This is a genomic window from Pectinatus haikarae, assembly GCF_015732185.1.
Classification (GTDB): Bacteria; Bacillota; Negativicutes; order Selenomonadales; family Selenomonadaceae; genus Pectinatus; species Pectinatus haikarae.
In genome coordinates, this window is record NZ_WIQM01000008.1 from 473316 (window position 1) to 493473 (window position 20158).

Below are 20158 nucleotides of genomic sequence, written 5' to 3' on the forward strand. Positions count from 1 at the left end.
CTGAACAAAAAAAGACTCCGCAGGAGCGAAGTCATGAATTACTGGTGGGGTTAACAGAATTCGAATCTGTGACCTTTACGATGTCAACGTAACACTCTAACCAACTGAGCTATAACCCCGTTAATAATTGTTGCCTTAATAATATATTATAAATTTGTTTGTTTGTCAATCTTTTGTTTTGTCAGCATATCTGCTACAATTTGAGCAGTACAAATCAGATTTTTGTACTGCTCAAATTGTAGCTTGAAAATATAAATGAAGAAGGGATCCTTGTGGATATCACTAAAATACGTCCGGCATGGGTGGAGGTAGATCTTGATATACTTGCGAACAACATGCGGGAAATCCGCCGTCTGACAGATAAGAATGCGGAAATAACCGCCGTTATTAAAGCCAATGCTTACGGACATGGTTCTTGTGCGGTAGCAGAGCTGCTGCTGCAAAACGGTGCTGATCGTTTTGCTGTAGCGGAACTCGATGAAGCAATCGAGCTGCGTCGTGCCGATATTACTGCACCTATTCTCGTATTGGGGCCGCTGTTTGCCGAACAGGCCCGCCCCGCTGTCCTTTATGGGATAGATGTACCTATATTTGATTATAATACAGCGAAAGCCTTTTCCGATGAGGCGGTACGGCAGCGGCGTGATGTGCGTTTACATATAAAAATAGACAGCGGAATGGGGCGGATAGGTTATCGTCCTGCCGAGGAGAGCATTGCCGAAATAAAAAAAATCAGTAAACTGCCTAATGTTGTCATGGAAGGTATTTTTACTCATTTTGCTACGGCCGACTGTACTGATAAAAGTTTCGCGAGAGAACAATATAAGCGTTTCAGTTATGTATGCGCGCGGCTTGAAGAGGAAAAGGTAACTGTCCGCACACATCATTGTGCCAACAGCGCCGCAATTTTGGATCTGCCTGAATACCATTGGGATATGGTCCGGGCCGGTGTAATTCTTTATGGACTGGCTCCATCAGGCGAAGTGGATATTGCAGGGACGGCGCTGAAACCGGCAATGGCTTTTAAGTGCAGGATAACGCACATAAAAAAACTGCAAAAAGGTGATAGTGTAAGTTATGGACGTAAATTTATAGCTGACAGGGAATGCACTATTGCCACCTTGCCTGTGGGCTATGCCGACGGATATACACGTATGCTTTCCGGTAAAGCACAGGTGCTGATAGGGGGGCAGCGGGCAAGCGTAGTGGGGAACATATGCATGGATCAGTGCATGGTTGATATCAGCCAAATCCAAAATGTGAAAAAAGGCGATGAAGCGGTGCTTTTCGGTTCACAGGGAAGCAGTGCCATTTCCGCTGATGAACTTGCCCGGAAACTGGGTACCATCAACTATGAAATAGTATGCATGATGGCCCGCCGCCTGCCGCGTGTGTATGTTCAAAACGGCATAGCTTCTTTCTACAGAAACTATTTATATTGAAAGAAAATAAAATTATTCTGCTTAGATCTTTTTTCTTCTTTTGTACAGCTAATTGATTTTCTCTTTATTCTCGGATAAGTGTTTTATATAAAAACAGGACCGGCAGAAGGGAAACATATGCTTTTACAGGCTGAAAGCTTTCAGAAATGATACATATGATAGTGCCGCTTATGTATTACTTTTACTAATGCAATACTTTTATGTATGAAAAGTCAGTATAAATTTCTCTCCTTGACAAAAAAAACAAAGCTTTATATCATGTATTATAGCTTTTGTTCTTTAATGAAATAATAATGTGTTTTATATAGGAGGAATAATGTTACTGTCATCATCCTATCGCAGGACCGGATGGTTTCTTTCCATGCTTCTTCATTTTATCTTGTTTTTGCTTTTGATCTTTACTGGATTTTTCTCCCGCGTCTATGATCCACAGCAAAATGATATTGCCAACGTTGTTTATGTTGCTGACAGCAACAGCGGTTCAGAAGGGGAGTCAGGGAGCGCTTCGGACCAAACGGCACCGGCGGTGAGTGATATTGTACTCACCGGTGAGGACAGTGAACGCTTGAATTACAAAACATCGCCGTTGCAGAATGGCAGCTTCAAGTATGATACTGCCGAGTATAAAGAGAAAGGTTCAAGTCAGGCTGCACCGAAAGGGCAGTCGGGAAGCGGTACTGACGATAGTAATAGATCATCAGGCTCTGCTGTCACAAAAAATGGTGGCAGCGGCGGTGTGGGCGGCAGTAGCGGCAATAACGCTGGAAGCACATCTGACAGCGCAGATGAAGATGCTGATGCGCTTGTTGCCGTTATACCGCCGTCTGCGTTAAATGCTCCTTATCCGTCGTATCCGGGCAGCATGAGATCATCCGGTGCAGAAGGATCTGTCAGAGTGCTTTTTTCGATAGATGCCGGAGGCAATATTGAAGATGTGTCTGTAGATGCGTCTTCAGGACAGGCTGCTTTTGATCAGGCGGCGTTGTCCGCAGCGCGTCAGTGGACCTTTTCTCCGGCCCGCAATGCCCACGGGAGGGCGGTACGCTGTACCATCAAACAAAATTTTCATTTCAATCTTTATGATTAATAAAACCCAGTGTTCATCTGGCAGTAATTAGGAGGAGCTTCTATGGATTTCGTCGCACAAGGTCTGGAGTATTTTCATAAGGGCGGTTTTGTAATGTATATTTTGCTCTTATGCTCTGTTTTTGTTGTTTCTATAGGTATAGAACGTGCTCTTTATTTCTCTAAGGCAGATTCGGGGCGTAAATTTACCGAAAAATTTTATCATCTTATGTCCAACGGAAAAACAGACGAAGCAAAAACTCTTACCGCTCAGACTAAAGGAGATCTTGCACTGCTGTTGCATCTTGGTATGGATAAAATGCGTAAAGGCATAAGTCCTGTGCACTTTTTTGAAATACAATCCGGCATTGCATTATCTAAATTGCGCGCCCGTCTTTATTATCTCAGCGTGATTGTAACGATGGCACCACTACTCGGTCTTTTGGGCACGATCAGCGGCATGATATCCTCTTTCAGTGTCTTTAATCTGCAGGAAGGCCAGGCCAGCACGATAACAGGCGGTGTGGGAGAAGCTCTTATTGCCACTGCCATGGGATTATGCGTTGCGATCGCGGCACTTGCCATACACGCTTATTTTATGCAGCGAATAGATAATATAGTGACTGATATGGAGCAGACTTTTTCCCTGATAGAAAGCAGCGACAGCAGAGGTGATACTAATGCGTCTGCGTGACCGCCGTTCTTTTCAAAAACCGGAAGTAATGATTATTCCGATGATAGATATCATGTTTTTTCTCCTTGTATTTTTTATGCTCAGCACCTTATATATGGTAAACATTAAAACAATTCCCGTAAATATGCCTAAAACACAAAATGCCCAAATGCAGGCACGGGTTAATTATCTGGTATCCATGCGCAGAGATGGTACCTTGTATCTGGAAGATAAGGCGATTGACGAAGGGACACTGCTGACTCAGGCACAGGCAGAAAACAAAAGAAATCCAAATTTTGCAGTCGTTATACGTGCTGATAAAGATATCGACTATGCGCAGCTGATGTCATTTCTGGATAAACTGAAGGGTGCGGGGATAACACGGTTCGGCCTTGCTTCTGATGATAAAAAATAATAACTGCGAAAAGGACCTGCCGCTGACGGTAGATTCCGGCTCGAAGACAAAAGCACCTGTATCTATGTAGCAGGTGCTTTTGCTATAATTATCCAGAAAAATTTTTCCCATCAAAAACAATAATGGCATTTTCCTCATAACAAGTCTTTTTATTTGATATTGTTAGAAACAACGATCTTCATAGCCTTGACTAATTGCCTCGCGCTCCGATAACCCGGGTTACGCTACTGTCAGCTCGAAAATCTTAAAAATATCGATTTCTAAAATCCCCTTAAAATATAAGTTTCCTCCGGTGACTGTGCCGTTGATCCCAGCGGTCGATACACCGGTTTACCAGTAATAAGGTGGTATTGTTCTATGCAATCGCCACAAGCATAGATATCAGGCATATTCGTTTGCATCTGCGGATTACTCGAATTTAAACTCAAGGTTACTTGAATTGGCATTGCTTTTCACCTCCTGACTTAAATCATTTGCGGATATTTTCAATTGATGCCTCTTGCAGCCAGGGAATCGCAACAAGATTGCCACTGCTGATTTCACTTACTTTCTCCAGCCACTGTTTTTCCGTATTGGCACGTGCCATCAGCATCGGATTCTCCGTTTTTGTCATAGAAAGACATTGATTGACCACCCACCATTTGTTTTGGATGCCCGCTCGCAATAAATCATCACGCAATCTTGCCGCTTCAAAGACCGGCGTTGCCTCCGGCAGTGTAACAATAATGACTTCCGTCTGCTGTGCATCACGAAGTCTCGGTAAAAGACGCTGGACAGAAATCGGCGTTTCACCTTTTGTTCTCTGTACTTCCCTATGATAGCTCTGCGTTGAATCTAATAATAAAAGCGTGTGGCCCGTGGGAGCGGTATCAATTACCACGACTTCATTTTCTGCTTTATCGACAATCTCTGCAAACGCTCTAAATATCGCAATTTCCTGCGTACAGGGTGATCTTAAATCCTCTTCAATATAAGCGATATCCTCATCCGTCATGGTTTCGCGCGCTTTACGCAATACTTCATCTTGGTAGTTCTGTAGTTCCTGCGCCTCATCAATGTGGCTGAGTGTGATATTTTCTTTTCCCGCAATGATATAGCGTAGATGATCAGCTGGATCGGTTGAGGTTAAATGTACCTTTGCCCCTTTTTCGGCAAGAGCTAAAGCAAGCACGGCAGCCATCGCTGTTTTGCCAACGCCTCCCTTGCCCATCGTGAAGATAACTTTTTTCCCCGTTCTGTGCAAATCTTCAATTAACGTATCTATGGAAAGATACTCTTCTGCTTTTATCTTTGAGGCAATCTTTTCATATGCATCACTCTGAAAAAAGGCCCGAATCTTATCCAGCCCTAAAATATTATAGGAGCGCAGCGGCAGAGAAAAGGTTCTAAGTTGTTTCAGACCATGCGGTATATTTTCCATGGCTGCACGCTGTTTATTCAGGATTTTTTGCGAAACATCGTCCGAAGCTTCCCCTAAGACACCATTGATAAGTAAAAGCTGATTGCATATTCCCAGTTCACGCAATTCAATACTGGAACGCTCTGCTTCCAGAAGTGGTGTTTTTTCTGGCCGTGAAACTAAAAGCAGCGTTGTTTTCGTTGAATCGGACAAATTGCTGACTGCATCCTTATACATGCCTTTTTTCTCTTCAAGACCTGCCAATTGCCCTAAACAAGAAGCCCCGTGTGTACTTTCACTGATAAAATCACTCCAGGCCGAAGGAAGTTGCAGCATGCGCAGCGTATGCCCGGTCGGTGCTGTATCAAAGATGATATGATCATACTGACTGGCAGCTGCCTTATCCGTGATGAAATGTGAAAATTGGTCAAATGCAGCAATCTCGACGGTACAGGACCCGGAAAGCTGTTCCTCCATATTAATAAGAACGCTTTCCGGCAATTTTCCCCGATAAGGCCCAATGACTGACTCCCTGTATGCTCTTGCTGCTTCCTCTGGATTCAGATTGGCAACAAGAAGTTCCGGAACACCGTCAATCGCAACGCCCTTGCCGTCAAGCTCGGTATGAAAAACATCCTGCAGATTGGATGCCGGATCGGTACTGACCAAAAGAACCTTTTTGCCCTGATCCGCTAAATTCACAGCAACAGCACAGGCCGTAGAGGTTTTTCCGACACCACCTTTACCGGTGAAAAACAAATACTTCGTGAGATTTATTTTGTCTAATGCAAATGGTTCGTATATAAGATTTATCATATCAGCAACACCCATCAGAATCACAGCAGCATCCGCCTGTCTTTTCTGGCTGCTTTGTCTCAACTTCTACCCCAAGCCACGCAGATAATTCCTTATTTGTAGGATATTCCTTCGTTTTAGCAATCTCACCATCAATAAGCGTTACCGGCAAAACGTCGGCTCCTTCTTTTTGAAGAATGTCATTGATTACCTTGTTGTCAACAAAATCCTGCGGTTCGCCAGACAGACCATGCCTCTTGATAAATATGTCTTTTTCTTTTAATGAATTAATTACCGTTGCCATCCGCAGAAGCTCCGAATCAATCGACGGACCACATACACCGGTAGAACAACACATCGCCGGATCAAAAATTTCCATTTTTTTCATTTAGAATCTCTCCTCTACATTTTCATCACAATAACTGTTTTTTTGTTCTAGCCATTTATTTAAATTTTCCAAATCGCCCTGATATAATTTCATACCTCTCAAATTGTCATAAACCAGACTGTCAATGAAATTCAAATGTTTACCTTTTTGCGTAGTGTAATATGACCATTGTGCTTGCCTTCTATCTTTTACCAGTCCGGCATTTTTCATGTAAATCAAATGTCTGGATGCTTTTGCCTGCGTAATCTGTAAAGTTTCCATAACATCGCAAACGCATAATTCCCGCTCATATAATAGATTTAGTATTCTTAGCCGAGTTTCATCCGACAGCGCTTTTAAAACCTCTACCAGCTTTTCCATGTATGCATCTTCCTTTCATAATCACATAATCGCTTAAACGATTATGTGATTATGTTACCATTATTAATGTAAAAATACAAGCTGAACAACTAATTTATTTTCCGTTTACAAAACATGTATCAAAAAATCCACCCCCATATGATTTCAACATACGGGGGTGGATTTAGGAATTGTCTACACTCTGGAACCTGCCGCTGACGGCAGGTCCTTTTCGCAGTTATGTGGTTTTGGGATAGAAATAATTTATTTGATATTTGCTAAAACGGCTTCTGTCATTCCGGCGGTATCGACTTTTTTAGAACCGGCACTGAAAAGGTCGGCTGTCCGGTACCCATCTGACAAAGTTTTTTTGACGGCACTTTCTATATCGTCAGCTGCGGCTGATGCGTCGAGTGAATAACGCAAAAGTAATGCCGCTGATAAGATGGTCCCTAATGGATTGGCGATGCCCTTACCCGCAATGTCAGGCGCTGATCCGTGGATAGGTTCATAAAGACTGGTCTTCTCACCGATACTTGCTGACGGCATAAGACCGATGGAGCCTCCTAAAACGGCAGCTTCATCGCTTAAAATGTCGCCGAACAGATTCCCGGTGACGATAACGTCGAAGCGCGTAGGCTTTATAGCCAGCTGCATTGCACAATTGTCGACATACATATGATCCAGCTTTACTTCAGGATATTTTTCCGCTACTTTAGCGGCTGTTTTTCGCCAAAGACGTGAAGTGGCTAAAACATTGGATTTATCAACGGAAGTTACGCTGCCTTTGCGTTTTAAAGCAGCTTGCATGGCAAGTTCAACGATTCTTTCCACTTCAGGAATACTGTAATTTTCTAAATCCCATGCTCTTATTGTGCCGTTATATTCTTCCCGTTCGCATTTGTCGCCAAAATAAATGCCGCCGATAAGCTCTCTGACGATCAGAACATCTGTGCCGCGGACAATATCAGGCCGCAGCGGTGAATAATCAATGAGTTCATCCATCGTCTGCACCGGCCTGAGGTTAGCGTATAACCCCAGGCCCTTTCTGAGACCGAGAATAGCTCTTTCCGGCCTCAGCTGAGGTTCGACATTATCCCATTTGTCGCCGCCGACTGCGCCGAAAAGTACTGCATCCGCGGCTTTAGCTGCGTTCAGCGTATCATCCGGCAGTGGAACCCCAAATTTATCATAGGCGGTACCGCCTGCATCATAAAAGGAAAAGGTCAGATCAATCCCGTATTTTTTGTCTATTTTTTTTAAAACGTCAACGGCAGCGTCGGTTATTTCTTTACCTATCCCGTCTCCCGGTATAACGACAATATTTTTAGGCATTTATCTTTTTCTCCTTGATGTAGTTAATAAGTCCGCCCGCTTTTGCTATATCCTCAACAAAACCCGGCAGAGGCCGTGCATGAAAAATATCTCCCGTCGTGAGGTTTTTGATTTCTCCTGTGGAAGTATCTGCACTAAGCCGGTCACCTGCGCTTATTTTTTCTACATCATCGCCTATTTCCAACAGCGGCAGGCCTATATTGATGCCATTGCGGTAAAAGATACGCGCAAAACTTGCTGCTATTACTACGGGTATTCCACTCGCTTTTATGGCGACGGGAGCATGTTCGCGTGAAGAGCCGCAGCCAAAATTTCTGCCGCCCACCATAATGTCTCCCGCTTTTACGTTTTGGGCAAAACTTTCGTCTATATCCACCATGCAATGCGATGCCAGTTCCTGAGGATCAAATGAAATCAGATAACGTGCCGGTATTATTACATCTGTATCTATATTATCGCCGTACCGCCATACTTTCCCTGTTAATGCCATATTCATCGAACCTTTCTCTTATATATATAAACCCCGTTTTTTTAGTTATCCTGCCGATCGGCTATTACTGATATTTCAGCGCAGATCTCCGGGCTGAGCTATTTTTCCCAATATGGCACTTGCGGCAGCGACCTGTGGGCCAGCCAGATAGACTTCGCTGTCTACGTGTCCCATTCTGCCCCGGAAATTGCGGTTCGTTGTTGAAACGCAGCGTTCGCCGGAGGCAAGGATGCCCATATGTGCGCCGAGACATGGTCCGCAGGTAGGTGTGCTGACGGATGCGCCCGCGTCGATAAAAATATCTATATAGCCGCTTTTGACAGCTTCCTTATATACCTGCTGACTGCCCGGAATAACGATGCATCGTACATCTTTATGCACCGTATGTCCTTTCATTACCTGTGCGGCAATCCGCATATCCTCAATACGTCCGTTTGTACAGGAGCCGATAACGACCTGATCTATTTTTATATCGTCTATTTCAGCCACTTTTTTTGTATTGCCGGGCAGATGAGGAAAAGCGACAACGGGTACAAGGTCATTTAAATTTATTTTTACTGTATCGCAATATTTTGCATCTGCATCAGCTTCAACTATGGTATACGGTTTTTTTACTCTGTCTTTGATATATTCCATTGTCAGTTCGTCAACGGGGAATATCCCATTTTTGCCGCCGGCTTCTATAGCCATATTGGCAATGGTAAAACGATCATCCATGGAAAGGGAATGCACTCCTTCACCGGAAAATTCCAATGTTTTGTATAGGGCTCCGTCCACGCCGATCATACCGATCAAAGTAAGCATTACGTCCTTGCCGGTTATATCGGCAGGTTTATCGCCCGTCAATTCGACCTTTATTGCCTCAGGAACTTTGAACCATGCTTCTCCCGTGGCAAGTGCCACAGCCAGATCCGTCGTTCCCACTCCTGTGGAGAAACCGCCAAGAGCACCATATGTGCAGGTATGTGAGTCGGCACCGATTGTGAGCATACCCGGTGCGACAATACCTTTTTCCGGCAGAATAACATGTTCGATTCCGCCTCTGCCTACTTCAAAATAATTTATGATATTATATTTATTGGCAAAATCACGCACTGCCTTGGAAAGACCGGCTGATTTGATATCCTTATTTGGTGTGAAGTGATCCGGTACAAGAGCAATTTTGGTATTATCAAAAACGGGTCCGCCTATTTTTTCAAATTCTTTGAAAGAGGGCGGCGCGGTAACATCATTCGCCAGAACCATATCAAGTTTACATGTCACCAATTGTCCGGCGGATGCTTCTTTCAATCCTGCATGCGCGGCAAGAATTTTTTCCGTCATATTCATTCCCATAAATATTCCTCCAATTATTTCTGCAATATTCTATTGTCCTCACCAATATATTTTCTGTTTCATATTTTATGAAAATCATCAAAAGATATAATTTTACCAATACTTTTCGCCAGAGTATTTTTTGTAAAAATGTAAACAAGCCTGTATGCTATGATAGTACATTGATAATCGTTTTGTCAAGATTGCATGCTGCATTAATAGCAGCGAATGTAACTTTTTCCTTATATTTCTAGGCCATTATTTTCAGATAATCAGCAATATAGAAAGCCATCATTAAATTAAAGCATGTAACGGCATCGCCGAGATCGCATTCGAGTATTCTGCGCACCTTCGCCATACGATAATTTATTGTGTTTCTATGAGTAAAGGCAATATCGGCAGTTATTTTCAAGCTATTATTATGGAAAAGATATATGTGAAGTGTGTCGTATAATTGGGAGTGATGTTTTTTATCATATTCAAGAAGCGAAGCGAGCAGCGAGTCATGTATTTTTTTCAGCAATTCTTTGTCCGAGGCAGCGAAAAGCAGTCTATAAGCTCCGAGTTCATCAAAAAAAGCTGTCCTTTTTTGCAGGACAGTTTCAGGTACGGCAGCAGCCATTGCCGCTTCGCGAAAAGCATTATAAATTTTGAGAACATCTTCATAATATGAGCTGATGCCGCAATGAGCTTTGTCCTGAGTGACGGATTTATCATAGAGAGCAATATTTTGTGTTATTATTTTTTGCAGTTCGTTCTTTTCCACTGAAAAGATTACCATTATAAGCATATTTTTTTGCCAAAAAATAATGTAATCCAATTTCATTTGATTTAACATATTCTTAGTTTGCAGGAGAAGCGAGATCTTTATTCTTTTAGCCAGGGCAGTATTTTCAAAATTGAATACAGACATATAAAAAGGTTTTCCCAGTAAATCATGCAGTTCAAATTCTTTTTCGCAGCGTTTGACTTTTTCTGGTTCAAAAACAGCCATGCGGACAAGTTCAGTTATATCATTTTCTTCCTGAGTAGCCAAAAATAATCTGTTCAAATAATCCTGCATAATATCAGCAAGATGTATACGCCATGGCATTATAAATAGAGGAAAATTATTTTTATTGCACATATTGATTATTTTTTCGTCAAGTTCCTGCGGTTGAATATATTTTCCTGTATTGATAATAAGGCCTGCCGCTCTTCTCGCTATAAGTTCTTCGATAAAGCTGCCCACCCATGTTTTATCATTGCTGCAAAGTCCCGTTGTGATGATCAATTCACTGCCTCTTAGAAAATTAGAGGTGGCTATATCCTCTGTATATTGTACCCACACTATTTCACTGTCCAGTCCCAAATAACCTGCAAGCAGCTTCAGTTGATAGACTTCAGCCGTTTCATCAAAAAGTTTTTTTAATTGAATGGACATTTTTATCCTCCGTTTTTATTTACATGATACAGTAAAATCATTTGTGCGTAAAGTACAAATGATCGGCGAAAAATTAGTTTCTCATACCGTTGCACAGCCCTTGTCTCTGGACTACTATATAGGTATATCAAACATGTAACTGTACGGCAATGAAGCCTGTTTATCCGCAGTTAAGCTGACCGGATAATAATGTGCTTTGATGCGTGCAGTTTTTTACTATGCTGGTTTTTCAAGGAGGGTACGTCTATGTTGAAAGATGCAATGCCTGAAATAATTACAAATTGTTTGCCGGGCCCAAAATCGGCGCAGGTTATAAAGAGAAGAAATGAAGCTGTTCCGAGTGCTATACGCTGCGGTTATCCCGTGGTTATAAAACAAGGCGCAGGTGCTGTTATTGAAGATCTTGACGGTAATCGGTTTTTGGATTTCATTGGCGGTGTGGGTGTTCTGAATATCGGTTTTAGCCATCCTGAAGTGGTGGAAGCTGTGAAGGCGCAGGCCGATAAATATTTTCATGGTATGTTCAATGTTGTCACGCATGAAGGCTATGTGAAGCTGGCAGAAACTATCAACGCCCTTGCTCCTGTCAAAGGCGATAAAAAACGTACATTTTTTGCGAACAGCGGCGCAGAAGCAGACGAAAATGCTGTAAAGATTGCTAAGGCATTTACAAAACGCCCCAATATCATTGTTTTTTCGGGTGCATTTCATGGGCGGACACTTTTGACTATGTCTATGACAGCAAAAAAAGCTTATGCCAAAGGGATGGGGCCTTTTCCGGACGGAGTGTATCGCGCCGAATTCCCCTATACATACCGCAGACCGGAAGGTATGCCGGAGGAAAAAGCGATAGGCTATTACATAGAAAAGCTTTACGAAACATTCAATGACTGTTCTGACCCTGAACATGTGGCAGCAATTGTTGTTGAACCACTGCAGGGCGAAGGCGGTTTTATACCGGCACCTCTTGAATGGGTAAAGGCTGTCCGCAAAATTTGTGATGCACATGGGATTTTGTTGATAGCGGATGAAGTGCAATGCGGTTTTTGCCGTACAGGACGTATGTTTGCCACAGAATATTGGCAGGATGCCGGCGTGCAGCCGGATATCATAACAATGGCAAAATCTATCGCGGGCGGTGTGCCGCTCAGCGGAATCACGGCGCGTGACGAAATAATGCAGTCCGTACCCGGAGGAGTTATTGGCGGTACCTACTGCGGTAATCCGCTGGCATGTGCGGCAGCTTTGAAGGTCATAGAAATAATGCAGCGCGATAAACTTGCCGAACGCTCCGTCGAAATAGGAAAAAAAGTCATGGCACGTTACCGTGACTGGATGGAAAAGTATGCCATCATCGGTGATGCACGCGGTATGGGCGGCATGATCGGTATCGAATTTGTCAAGGACAGAACGACAAAAGAACCAGATGCGCAGCTTGTGGGCCAGCTTATAGCTGAAGCCGCACAACATGGGCTGTTATTGGAAAATGCCGGCATTCATGGAAATGTTATTCGTTTTCTTGCTCCGCTGGTAATAAGTGACCGGCAGCTGGATGCGGGGCTTGATATATTCGAATCAGCTATAAAAAAATGCACGGGAAGTAAAATAACCAGTCAGGCTTGTTAGAGGCTGTTTGAACTATAATGATTGAAAATAATTATCCGATGCTTATTTCATTGATATGAGAAACAAGCATCGGATAAATTCTTTGGAGCGAAAATGAATAATTTTTTTATCAGGCCCAAAATTACTGTCTGTACTTCCGCAGAAGAATTTTGCCTTTCTTATAATATAGGCAGCGGAGATCTTGTTTTTGTGAGTGAAGGTACCCGCCGACGAAACTTTGCCAACGCTTTTGCAGGTGCATTGGTAGTAGACTACAGAAAATATGTCATTGGTGAACCAACTGACATAATGATCGAAGACATCAGCAGGATCATAGGCAGTCAAAAAATCAGCAGGATTTTTGCCATAGGGGGCGGTACGATTCTTGACGCCGCCAAACTTTTTGCGTTAAAGCAAAATATTCCTGTGGACAAATTATTTAATGGGGAAATATTGCCGCAAAAGGATAAAAAACTTTTTCTCATACCTACCACCTGCGGTACAGGCAGCGAAGTGACTGACATATCGATTTTGGAACTAACTAAAAATAAGACGAAACTGGGTCTTGCCAATGAAGCGCTTTTTGCTGATGAAGCGATTCTTATTCCTGAGCTGCTGCAAAATCTTCCGTACAAATTTTTCGCTGCCAGTTCCATGGACGCGCTCATTCATGCGGTAGAATCTTATACTTCACCTAAAGCCACCGAATTTACACGTATTTTTTCTGCTGCGGCTATAGAGAAAATAATATCGGGCTACAAATTAATTACCTCTGAGGGTAAAAAAGTGATCCCATCGCTGCTCAGGGATTTTCTCACGGCCAGCACTTACGCCGGCATTGCTTTTGGCAATGCCGGCTGCGCTGCGGTACATGCGCTTTCTTACCCGTTGGGGGCGGCGCGGCACGTACCGCACGGCGAGGCAAACTACGCGTTTTTTATTGAAGTATATAAGACTTATGCCAGTATTCGTCAGGATGGTTCCTTTGAGCTTTTAAAACAATTTTTGGCAAAACTGCTTGCCTGTACGCCGAATAATGTTTTGGCGGAGCTGGAAACATTGCTGGAAAATATCATCCAACGAAAAACTTTGCATGAATACGGTGTAATAGAAGAAGAGCTGCCGCGTTATACTGGTATTGTCATGGAAAAGCAGGGACGTCTTATGTCTAATAATTATGTGCCGCTCAATAGGGATAAAGTATTGGGTATCTATCAAAAACTTTTTTAAAAGTATGTCTATTTTAATTTGCAACGTGTTTTTCAGAAAATTTTTTCTTATACCAAAGCTGACTGTATGTTTTCGTGCAGTCAGCTTTGGTATAAGAAATTTTTGTTTCATGAATTTTGCAACATGAATTTATTTGGATTTTAATACATTTTATCTTTTTGTTAAAAAATTTTTTTTTCATATTAATTTCATTTTAACAGAATATAATAGTAATATTCACGAATACATTTCAGAGGGAATATGTATGCAATTAGAATGGATCTATCTCATAACAGCTGGTTTTTTAGAAATATCTTGGGCGGTATCGCTTAAATATACAGCCGGTTTTACTGTTCTGCTGCCGTCGCTGTTTACGGCAGCGGCGATGCTGGGCAGTGTGTATCTGCTTGATCTGGCCACGAAGGAGATTCCCATAGGTACTGCCTATGCCGTATGGACAGGGATCGGTGCAGCGGGTACTGCTGTGGCGGGAATTATTCTATTTGGAGAATCTCATGAACTATGGCGGTTTTTTTGTATTTTCCTTATCATTGCAGGAGTTGTGGGACTTAAAATCAACATTGGCGGCTGAACACCGCTTATATATTACTAATGTTTAAGGATGGTGCTTATGGAAAAAATGGCTGTACCCGCGAAGAAGATATTTCAAAAGCAGGAAGATTCATGGGGGTTTGAAAGTTTTACAACGTCTGCCTTACAGGAAGGTTTTTTTCATGATATTTTAACGACAACCAGACCGGTAGGTCCGACAATAACATATGACAATAAAGATTTCATTAATTTTGCCAGTATCAATATTCTTGATTTGCATCAGGAAAAAGATGTGCTTGGGCATTTTCATGAGGCTGCTGATACTTATGGACTGACAACAGGCGGTTCGCGCGTTACACAGGGTGTCTGCAAAGCACACAAAGAGATGGAAACAAAACTTTGTCGGTATGTGGGAAAGCAGCGCGCCATTTCATTTGCCAGCGGACTGTTGGCAAATGTAGGATTTATTAATGCTATGTCTTGTAATTTTCACTTCAGTGAAAGCTGCAATATCAGTAACAGCGATGCAGTTTTTATATTGGACCGTGATTGTCACTGGAGCTTGTGGAAGGCAGCATCGCATTTAAAATTCGGAAAGCAGCTTTTTTCTTTTCGACATAATAATCCGCAAGATCTGGATAAATTATTGAGAAAATTGTCGGTTTCACACACTAAAATAATTGTGATATTTGAAAGTGTATATTCTGCCGATGGGTCTGTTGCACCTATGCGGGAATTGTTTGATGTGTGCGAACGTTATCATGCGCTGAGCTATGTTGATGACGCGAACGGTTTTATGATATACGGTCCTCAAAACCGTCTTTTTGCGGAGGAATTTGCGCAGCTCAGACGTGCTACTTTCGTCATGGTGTCTTTTTCCAAGGCTGTTGGAATGGAAGGCGGCGCTATTGCCGGACCGGAAAATTATATACATGCTTTTGAAGTTCTTTCGGGCACTTCTTTATTTACTGCTGCCATTCAGCCGCCTACAGCCAGTACTATTTGTTATATAATGGATAAATTATCGGCATGTCCGTCAATTATGGACAGTTATCTTGAACGGTCATTGGATCTGCGTAAACGGCTGACCAAGCTCCAATTTGTCTTGAATGATGCATCATCTTATATTATTTCCGTTATTATCGGCAATGATGAAAAAGCCGTGAGTGTATATAATGAATTTCTGCAAGAAAAAATGATCGTACCGATGTTCCGTTATCCCGCAGTGAAACCTGATCATGCACTTATACGAATCATGCTGAATGCTCATCATACGCAGGATCAAATTGACCGCCTGGTTGATGTTCTCAAGCGGCTGCAGAAAAAATATGATTTTTAATTTTTTGCTCAGGAATTGCTGCTTAGTTTAAGATACGCAGCATACTAAAAAAGGGCAGAGTATAGAAATGGCCTCTCTTAAGTCAGTGCTTTAGAACTGACTTGAGAGAGGCCGTTTAGCTTCTTTATGGTGTTTTTATATTTATATATTTTCAGTTTGCAGTGTGTGTACAGCTTCTGCTATCTGCTGCAGCGCTTTTTGCAGCGTATGCCGGGGACAAGCTGCATTGAGGCGCATGTATTGTTCAAGTGTATTACTGAACCAAAAACCATCATCAAGTGCCACTCGGGCCTTATTTACCATAAAATCATGCAGCTGTTTTTGATCAAGACCTAATTGCCTGCAATCCAGAAGAACAAGATATGTCCCCTCCGGATAATTAGGTTTTATAGCCGGAATATTATTTTTGCAATAATCGTTTATATATTTAAAATTGCCCTCAATATATTTTAAAACATTTTCGAGCCAGGCTCTTCCCTGTCTGTAGGCTGCCTCAACGGCCACGAGATTAAAGCAGCTGTTTCTTTTTATGTCCAGCACACCGAGAATGTCATCAAATTTATCACGTTCTTCTTTGGTAGGGAAAATTATTATTGAAGCCTGCAGTCCTGCCAAATTGAATGTTTTGCTCGGTGCCAGGCAGGTAATCGTAATCCGAGACAACAGAGGTGAGATGCTTGCGATAGGCACATGCTTATGCCCGGGAAATACAATGTCTGCATGTATTTCATCGGCTATAATGCGTACCTTGTATTTCAGGCATATTTCGCCTATGCGCTGAAGTTCTTCTCTGGTCCAAACTCTGCCTACGGGATTATGCGGACTGCACAGCAAAAACCATTTAGCACCGTTTTGGGCCTGCTGCTCAAAATCAGCGTAATCCATTTCATAATGTCCGTTTACTTGTTTGAGCGGATTTTCCACTAATTTGCGATCATTATTTTTGATAACATCAAAAAACGGATAATAAACGGGTGTCTGAATAATTATCTTATCGCCCGGCTGCGTAAAATTCTGAATAAGCATACTGAGCGAGACAACCACACCAAGATTGTGCAGCATGAGCTGCTTTTCCGGTCGCCAACCATGATATTTTTCGAGCCAGTCGCAAACTGCTTCATAATATGAATCAGGTCGTGACGTATAACCGAATATGCCCTGGTCCGCACGTTGCTTTATCGCTTCAATGATTGGCTCTGCTGTTCTGAAATCCATATCGGCTATCCAAAGCGGTATTAAATCACTGCGCCCGAATTTTTGTTTAAGTTCGTCATATTTTGCTGCAAAATTATTTTTTCTATCTATTATTTCATCAAAATTCATATATTTGTCTCTCCGTTTTTATTCTAACGCTTGTTCCAGGTCGCTGATTATATCCTGATAATTTTCTATTCCGACTGAAAGCCGCAGCAACTTATCCGTAATGCCCAGTTTATGACGTATTTCCTCAGGAATATCCGTATGGGTTTGACATGAAGGAAATGTTATCAGACTTTCCACACCGCCCAGGCTTTCCGCAAATTGAATGAATTTGACACTGCTTAGTATTCTGGGTACCAGATCAGGATTATCGACTGCAAAAGAAATTATTCCGCCGCAGCCTGAAGCTTGTTTATTATGGATTTCCCTTCCCGGATGATCTTCCAGTCCGGGGTAATATACATGTTCTATATGCGGTTGACCGTTAAGCCAATAGGCTATTTTTTTCGCATTTTCATTGTGTTTTTCCATACGCAGACCTAAGGTTTTCAAGCCTCTTATCAGAAGCCAGCTGTCACTTGGACTGAGTATATTCCCTGTAGCATTCTGGATAAAACGTATTTTTTCACCGATAGTTTTTTCACGTGTTACGACTATCCCGCACAAAAGGTCATTATGTCCGGCCAGATATTTGGTCCCGCTGTGAAGGACAATATCTGCGCCAAGTTCAATAGGACGTTGAAAATACGGTGTCAAAAAAGTATTGTCTACGATAAGCTGTATTCCACGTTTTTGGCATATAGCCGCAAGTGAAGCTATATCTGTGATTTTCATCATCGGATTAGTAGGCGTTTCTATGAATATGGCTTTTGTATTTTCCTTTATTGCTGACATTACCGATTGCTGTGAACTGGTATCGGCTATGGAAAAACTTATACCGTAATTGATAAAAATCTGGCTGAATAGTCTGTATGTCCCGCCATAGCAGTCATCTGTCAGGATAATGTGATCGCCTGGCTTATATAGCATCAATACAGCTGTGGCAGCAGCCATTCCGGAAGAAAAAGCAAATCCGTCACTGCCGTTTTCTAAAAGGGCCAGTCCGTCCTCTGCTACTTGACGCGTTGGATTTTTGCTTCTGGTGTAGTCAAAACCCGTACTTTTTCCCAGAGCCGGATGGGCAAAAGAAGCAGTATTGTAGATAGGTGTGCTTATCGCTCCGGTTTTTTCGTCAGAATTTATTCCTATATGGACAATTTTGGATTCTAAATCCATGTATAACCCTCCTAAAATATACTAAAAAAGACCCTTCCAAAAGAAGAAGGGTCTTTTCGACGCATCCTCTCATTTTTCAGGATTTCTCCTGCAGGAATTAGCACCTTGCGTAAACGCCGGTTGCTGGGTGTCATCGGGCCAGTCCCTCCACCACTCTAAATAAGAGATAATATATGTTTATTATAAAGCAAAAACGATTAAATGTAAATTTTATTATTTATGAAAATTATTTTTTTACTTCTCCGCCTTCAACAACAAGATCATCGGGGCTGACCGCAGTACCGTACACCGGAGCCAGTGTTTCTTCATAATCCTTGTGGAAGAAATTTTCACCGGCCAGTTTTTTGATGTCGTCATTGATAAAATCAAGCAGTTCTTTATTACCCTTATGCACAGCCGCAGCTATGGTATCGGTGTCACCCAGCGATGTTATGCCAACAGTAAAGCCCTTGTTTTTTAAAGCCCAGGCCAGAACTTCTGTATTATCGGTCGAAAATGCGTCACCGCGTCCATCGACAAGTGCATTGTAGGTTTCGGTATATTGGTCAAATTTCAGGAGATTCACATCAGGATAATGTTTTGTGAAATAAGTTTCGGCAGTAGTTCCCTTGGCGACAATAAGTGTCTTTCCTTTAAGCTGGTCAGGACTGGTTATAAGTGCGCCGTCAGGCGATACCACACCAAGAGCCACTTTCATATATGGCAGTGCAAAATCTACCTGTTCGGCACGTTCCGGCGTAACCGTGAAGTTAGCCAGGATTATGTCCACTTTGCCGGTCTTCAGATACTCGACACGATTAGCCGGTTCGACGGAGACATACTTGACCTTTACTCCCAGATCCTTTGCCAGCCTGTTGCCGAAATATACGTCATAGCCCTGATAATTCCCCTCTTTGTCGATATAACCGAAAGGAGCTTTATCGCTGAATACGCCGACAATGACCTCACCGCTTTTCTTGATTTCGTCCAGCGAACGGAATGCAGTTTCTCCCGAACCCGTACTCTGCTGACTGTCTGTGGCAGCTTCATTCTTGCAGCCGCCCGCAAAAACAGCAGCGGCAATAATTGCAAGTGCGGCCAGCAGTAGATATAATTTCCTGATTCTCATGTTAATTTACCTCTTTTCCTTTGTCTATTGTAAATACCTATTTTACCTTTACAGAATTAAACTTAAAGCTATTTAAAAATTGGCCGGCCCGTTCGGTTCCCGGTTTATCGAAAAACCGTTCCGGAACATTTTCCTCTATGATTTGACCGTCGTCAAAGAAAAAAATACGGTCTGCTACCGCACGGGCAAATGACATTTCATGTGTGACGATCAGCATTGTCATTCCCTGTCTGGTAAGCCCGATTATCACATCAAGGACTTCACGCACCATTTCTGGATCCAGTGATGCGGTTACTTCATCAAAAAGCATTACTTCGGGATTGAGAATAAGTGCCCGGATCATGGCAATACGCTGTTTTTGGCCGCCGGACAGCTGACGGGGGTAGGCAGTTTCCTTATCCGCGAGTCCTACTCTTGCCAGCAGCCTGCGTGCAGCCTGTTCTACTTCGGCTTTCTTCCTGTGCTGCACCTGTATGGCAGCCAAAGTAATATTGTCTATGACCGTCAGATGATTAAAAAGATCATAGCTCTGAAAAACCATACCGATATGCTGGCAGATGACCGCTCTTGATATATTTTTGCCGCTGATGCATTCGTCTTTAAAATAAACGGCGCCGCCGTCAATTGTTTCCAGATGGTTGAGACATCGCAGAAAAGTTGACTTGCCGCAGCCGGAAGGGCCGATGATCACGATAACCTCCCCTTTTTTCACTTCCATGGAAATATCCTTTAAGATGGTATGATCACCGAATGTCTTTTTCAGGTGCTCTATTCTCAGCAGCGTTTTATTTT

At 42.6% G+C, this 20158-nt stretch carries 20 protein-coding genes, 1 tRNA gene and 1 riboswitch; of the genes, 8 read left to right on the forward strand and 13 right to left on the reverse strand.

Features of this window, described 5'->3' with window-relative positions:
• Positions 1-42: 42 nt before the first annotated feature.
• A tRNA-Val gene (locus I6758_RS06435) sits at positions 43-119 on the reverse strand.
• Positions 120-272: 153 nt separating this feature from the next.
• Between I6758_RS06435 and alr the strand changes: the two genes are divergently transcribed.
• From alr to I6758_RS06455, 4 genes are all read left to right on the forward strand, one after another.
• Positions 273-1442 (forward strand): alanine racemase, encoded by a 1170-nt coding sequence (gene alr, locus I6758_RS06440; RefSeq protein ID WP_307223657.1) that lies wholly within the window; start codon positions 273-275, stop codon positions 1440-1442.
• Positions 1443-1758: 316 nt separating this feature from the next.
• A complete protein-coding gene (locus tag I6758_RS06445) occupies positions 1759-2529 on the forward strand; it encodes an energy transducer TonB (protein ID WP_196604366.1) in 771 nt (256 codons plus the stop codon).
• A gap of 42 nt (positions 2530-2571) precedes the next feature.
• Positions 2572-3201, forward strand: coding sequence for a MotA/TolQ/ExbB proton channel family protein (locus tag I6758_RS06450; RefSeq protein WP_196604367.1), 630 nt, complete (start codon positions 2572-2574; stop codon positions 3199-3201).
• Positions 3188-3595, forward strand: a complete 408-nt coding sequence (locus tag I6758_RS06455; RefSeq protein WP_196604368.1) for an ExbD/TolR family protein — start codon at positions 3188-3190, stop codon at positions 3593-3595. Before I6758_RS06450 ends, I6758_RS06455 begins: the two co-directional genes overlap by 14 nt.
• Before the next feature lie 260 nt (positions 3596-3855).
• Here I6758_RS06455 and I6758_RS06460 read toward each other — a convergent pair whose 3' ends face one another.
• The 8 genes from I6758_RS06460 to I6758_RS06495 all read right to left on the reverse strand — a co-directional run bounded on the left by I6758_RS06460 (position 3856) and on the right by I6758_RS06495 (position 11078).
• Positions 3856-4041: a hypothetical protein gene (locus I6758_RS06460; RefSeq protein ID WP_196604369.1), complete on the reverse strand. Its 186-nt coding sequence runs from the start codon at positions 4039-4041 to the stop codon at positions 3856-3858.
• A 23-nt stretch (positions 4042-4064) separates the two neighbouring features.
• A complete protein-coding gene (gene arsA / locus I6758_RS06465) occupies positions 4065-5798 on the reverse strand; it encodes an arsenical pump-driving ATPase (protein ID WP_196604497.1) in 1734 nt (577 codons plus the stop codon).
• A gap of 13 nt (positions 5799-5811) precedes the next feature.
• Positions 5812-6177: an arsenite efflux transporter metallochaperone ArsD gene (gene arsD / locus I6758_RS06470; protein ID WP_196604370.1), complete on the reverse strand. Its 366-nt coding sequence runs from the start codon at positions 6175-6177 to the stop codon at positions 5812-5814.
• The gene (locus I6758_RS06475) at positions 6178-6537 is read right to left on the reverse strand and encodes an ArsR/SmtB family transcription factor (RefSeq protein WP_196604371.1); all 360 of its coding nucleotides are present in this window, start codon (positions 6535-6537) and stop codon (positions 6178-6180) included.
• 243 nt (positions 6538-6780) lie between these two features.
• The gene (gene leuB, locus I6758_RS06480) at positions 6781-7851 is read right to left on the reverse strand and encodes a 3-isopropylmalate dehydrogenase (RefSeq protein ID WP_196604372.1); all 1071 of its coding nucleotides are present in this window, start codon (positions 7849-7851) and stop codon (positions 6781-6783) included.
• Complete coding sequence (locus I6758_RS06485; RefSeq protein ID WP_196604498.1) at positions 7844-8341, reverse strand: 3-isopropylmalate dehydratase small subunit; 498 nt, start codon at positions 8339-8341, stop codon at positions 7844-7846. The genes leuB and I6758_RS06485 overlap by 8 nt, the downstream gene beginning before the upstream one ends.
• 75 nt (positions 8342-8416) lie before the next feature.
• A complete protein-coding gene (gene leuC / locus I6758_RS06490; protein WP_196604373.1) occupies positions 8417-9676 on the reverse strand; it encodes a 3-isopropylmalate dehydratase large subunit in 1260 nt (419 codons plus the stop codon).
• 229 nt (positions 9677-9905) lie between these two features.
• The gene (locus I6758_RS06495; protein ID WP_196604374.1) at positions 9906-11078 is read right to left on the reverse strand and encodes a PucR family transcriptional regulator; all 1173 of its coding nucleotides are present in this window, start codon (positions 11076-11078) and stop codon (positions 9906-9908) included.
• 246 nt (positions 11079-11324) lie between these two features.
• Between I6758_RS06495 and I6758_RS06500 the strand changes: the two genes are divergently transcribed.
• From I6758_RS06500 to I6758_RS06515, 4 genes are all read left to right on the forward strand, one after another.
• Positions 11325-12704 carry an aspartate aminotransferase family protein gene (locus I6758_RS06500; RefSeq protein WP_196604375.1) on the forward strand — a complete coding sequence of 460 codons (1380 nt, stop codon included), beginning with the start codon at positions 11325-11327 and terminating at the stop codon, positions 12702-12704.
• Positions 12705-12797: 93 nt separating this feature from the next.
• The gene (locus I6758_RS06505; protein ID WP_196604376.1) at positions 12798-13913 is read left to right on the forward strand and encodes a 4-hydroxybutyrate dehydrogenase; all 1116 of its coding nucleotides are present in this window, start codon (positions 12798-12800) and stop codon (positions 13911-13913) included.
• Positions 13914-14157: 244 nt separating this feature from the next.
• Positions 14158-14484: a DMT family transporter gene (locus tag I6758_RS06510; RefSeq protein ID WP_196604377.1), complete on the forward strand. Its 327-nt coding sequence runs from the start codon at positions 14158-14160 to the stop codon at positions 14482-14484.
• Positions 14485-14523: 39 nt separating this feature from the next.
• On the forward strand, positions 14524-15783 hold the full coding sequence (locus I6758_RS06515) for an aminotransferase class I/II-fold pyridoxal phosphate-dependent enzyme (protein ID WP_196604378.1): 1260 nt from the start codon (positions 14524-14526) through the stop codon (positions 15781-15783).
• A 141-nt stretch (positions 15784-15924) separates the two neighbouring features.
• Here I6758_RS06515 and I6758_RS06520 read toward each other — a convergent pair whose 3' ends face one another.
• The 4 genes from I6758_RS06520 to I6758_RS06535 form a co-directional block, all read right to left on the reverse strand.
• Positions 15925-17106, reverse strand: a complete 1182-nt coding sequence (locus I6758_RS06520) for a MalY/PatB family protein (protein ID WP_196604379.1) — start codon at positions 17104-17106, stop codon at positions 15925-15927.
• A gap of 18 nt (positions 17107-17124) precedes the next feature.
• Positions 17125-18258, reverse strand: coding sequence for a trans-sulfuration enzyme family protein (locus tag I6758_RS06525; protein ID WP_196604380.1), 1134 nt, complete (start codon positions 18256-18258; stop codon positions 17125-17127).
• Positions 18259-18324: 66 nt separating this feature from the next.
• Positions 18325-18424: riboswitch (SAM riboswitch) on the reverse strand.
• Positions 18425-18484: 60 nt separating this feature from the next.
• Positions 18485-19366 (reverse strand): cysteine ABC transporter substrate-binding protein, encoded by an 882-nt coding sequence (locus I6758_RS06530; protein ID WP_196604381.1) that lies wholly within the window; start codon positions 19364-19366, stop codon positions 18485-18487.
• A 37-nt stretch (positions 19367-19403) separates the two neighbouring features.
• Positions 19404-20147 carry an amino acid ABC transporter ATP-binding protein gene (locus I6758_RS06535; protein WP_231038569.1) on the reverse strand — a complete coding sequence of 248 codons (744 nt, stop codon included), beginning with the start codon at positions 20145-20147 and terminating at the stop codon, positions 19404-19406.
• Positions 20148-20158 lie beyond the last annotated feature (11 nt).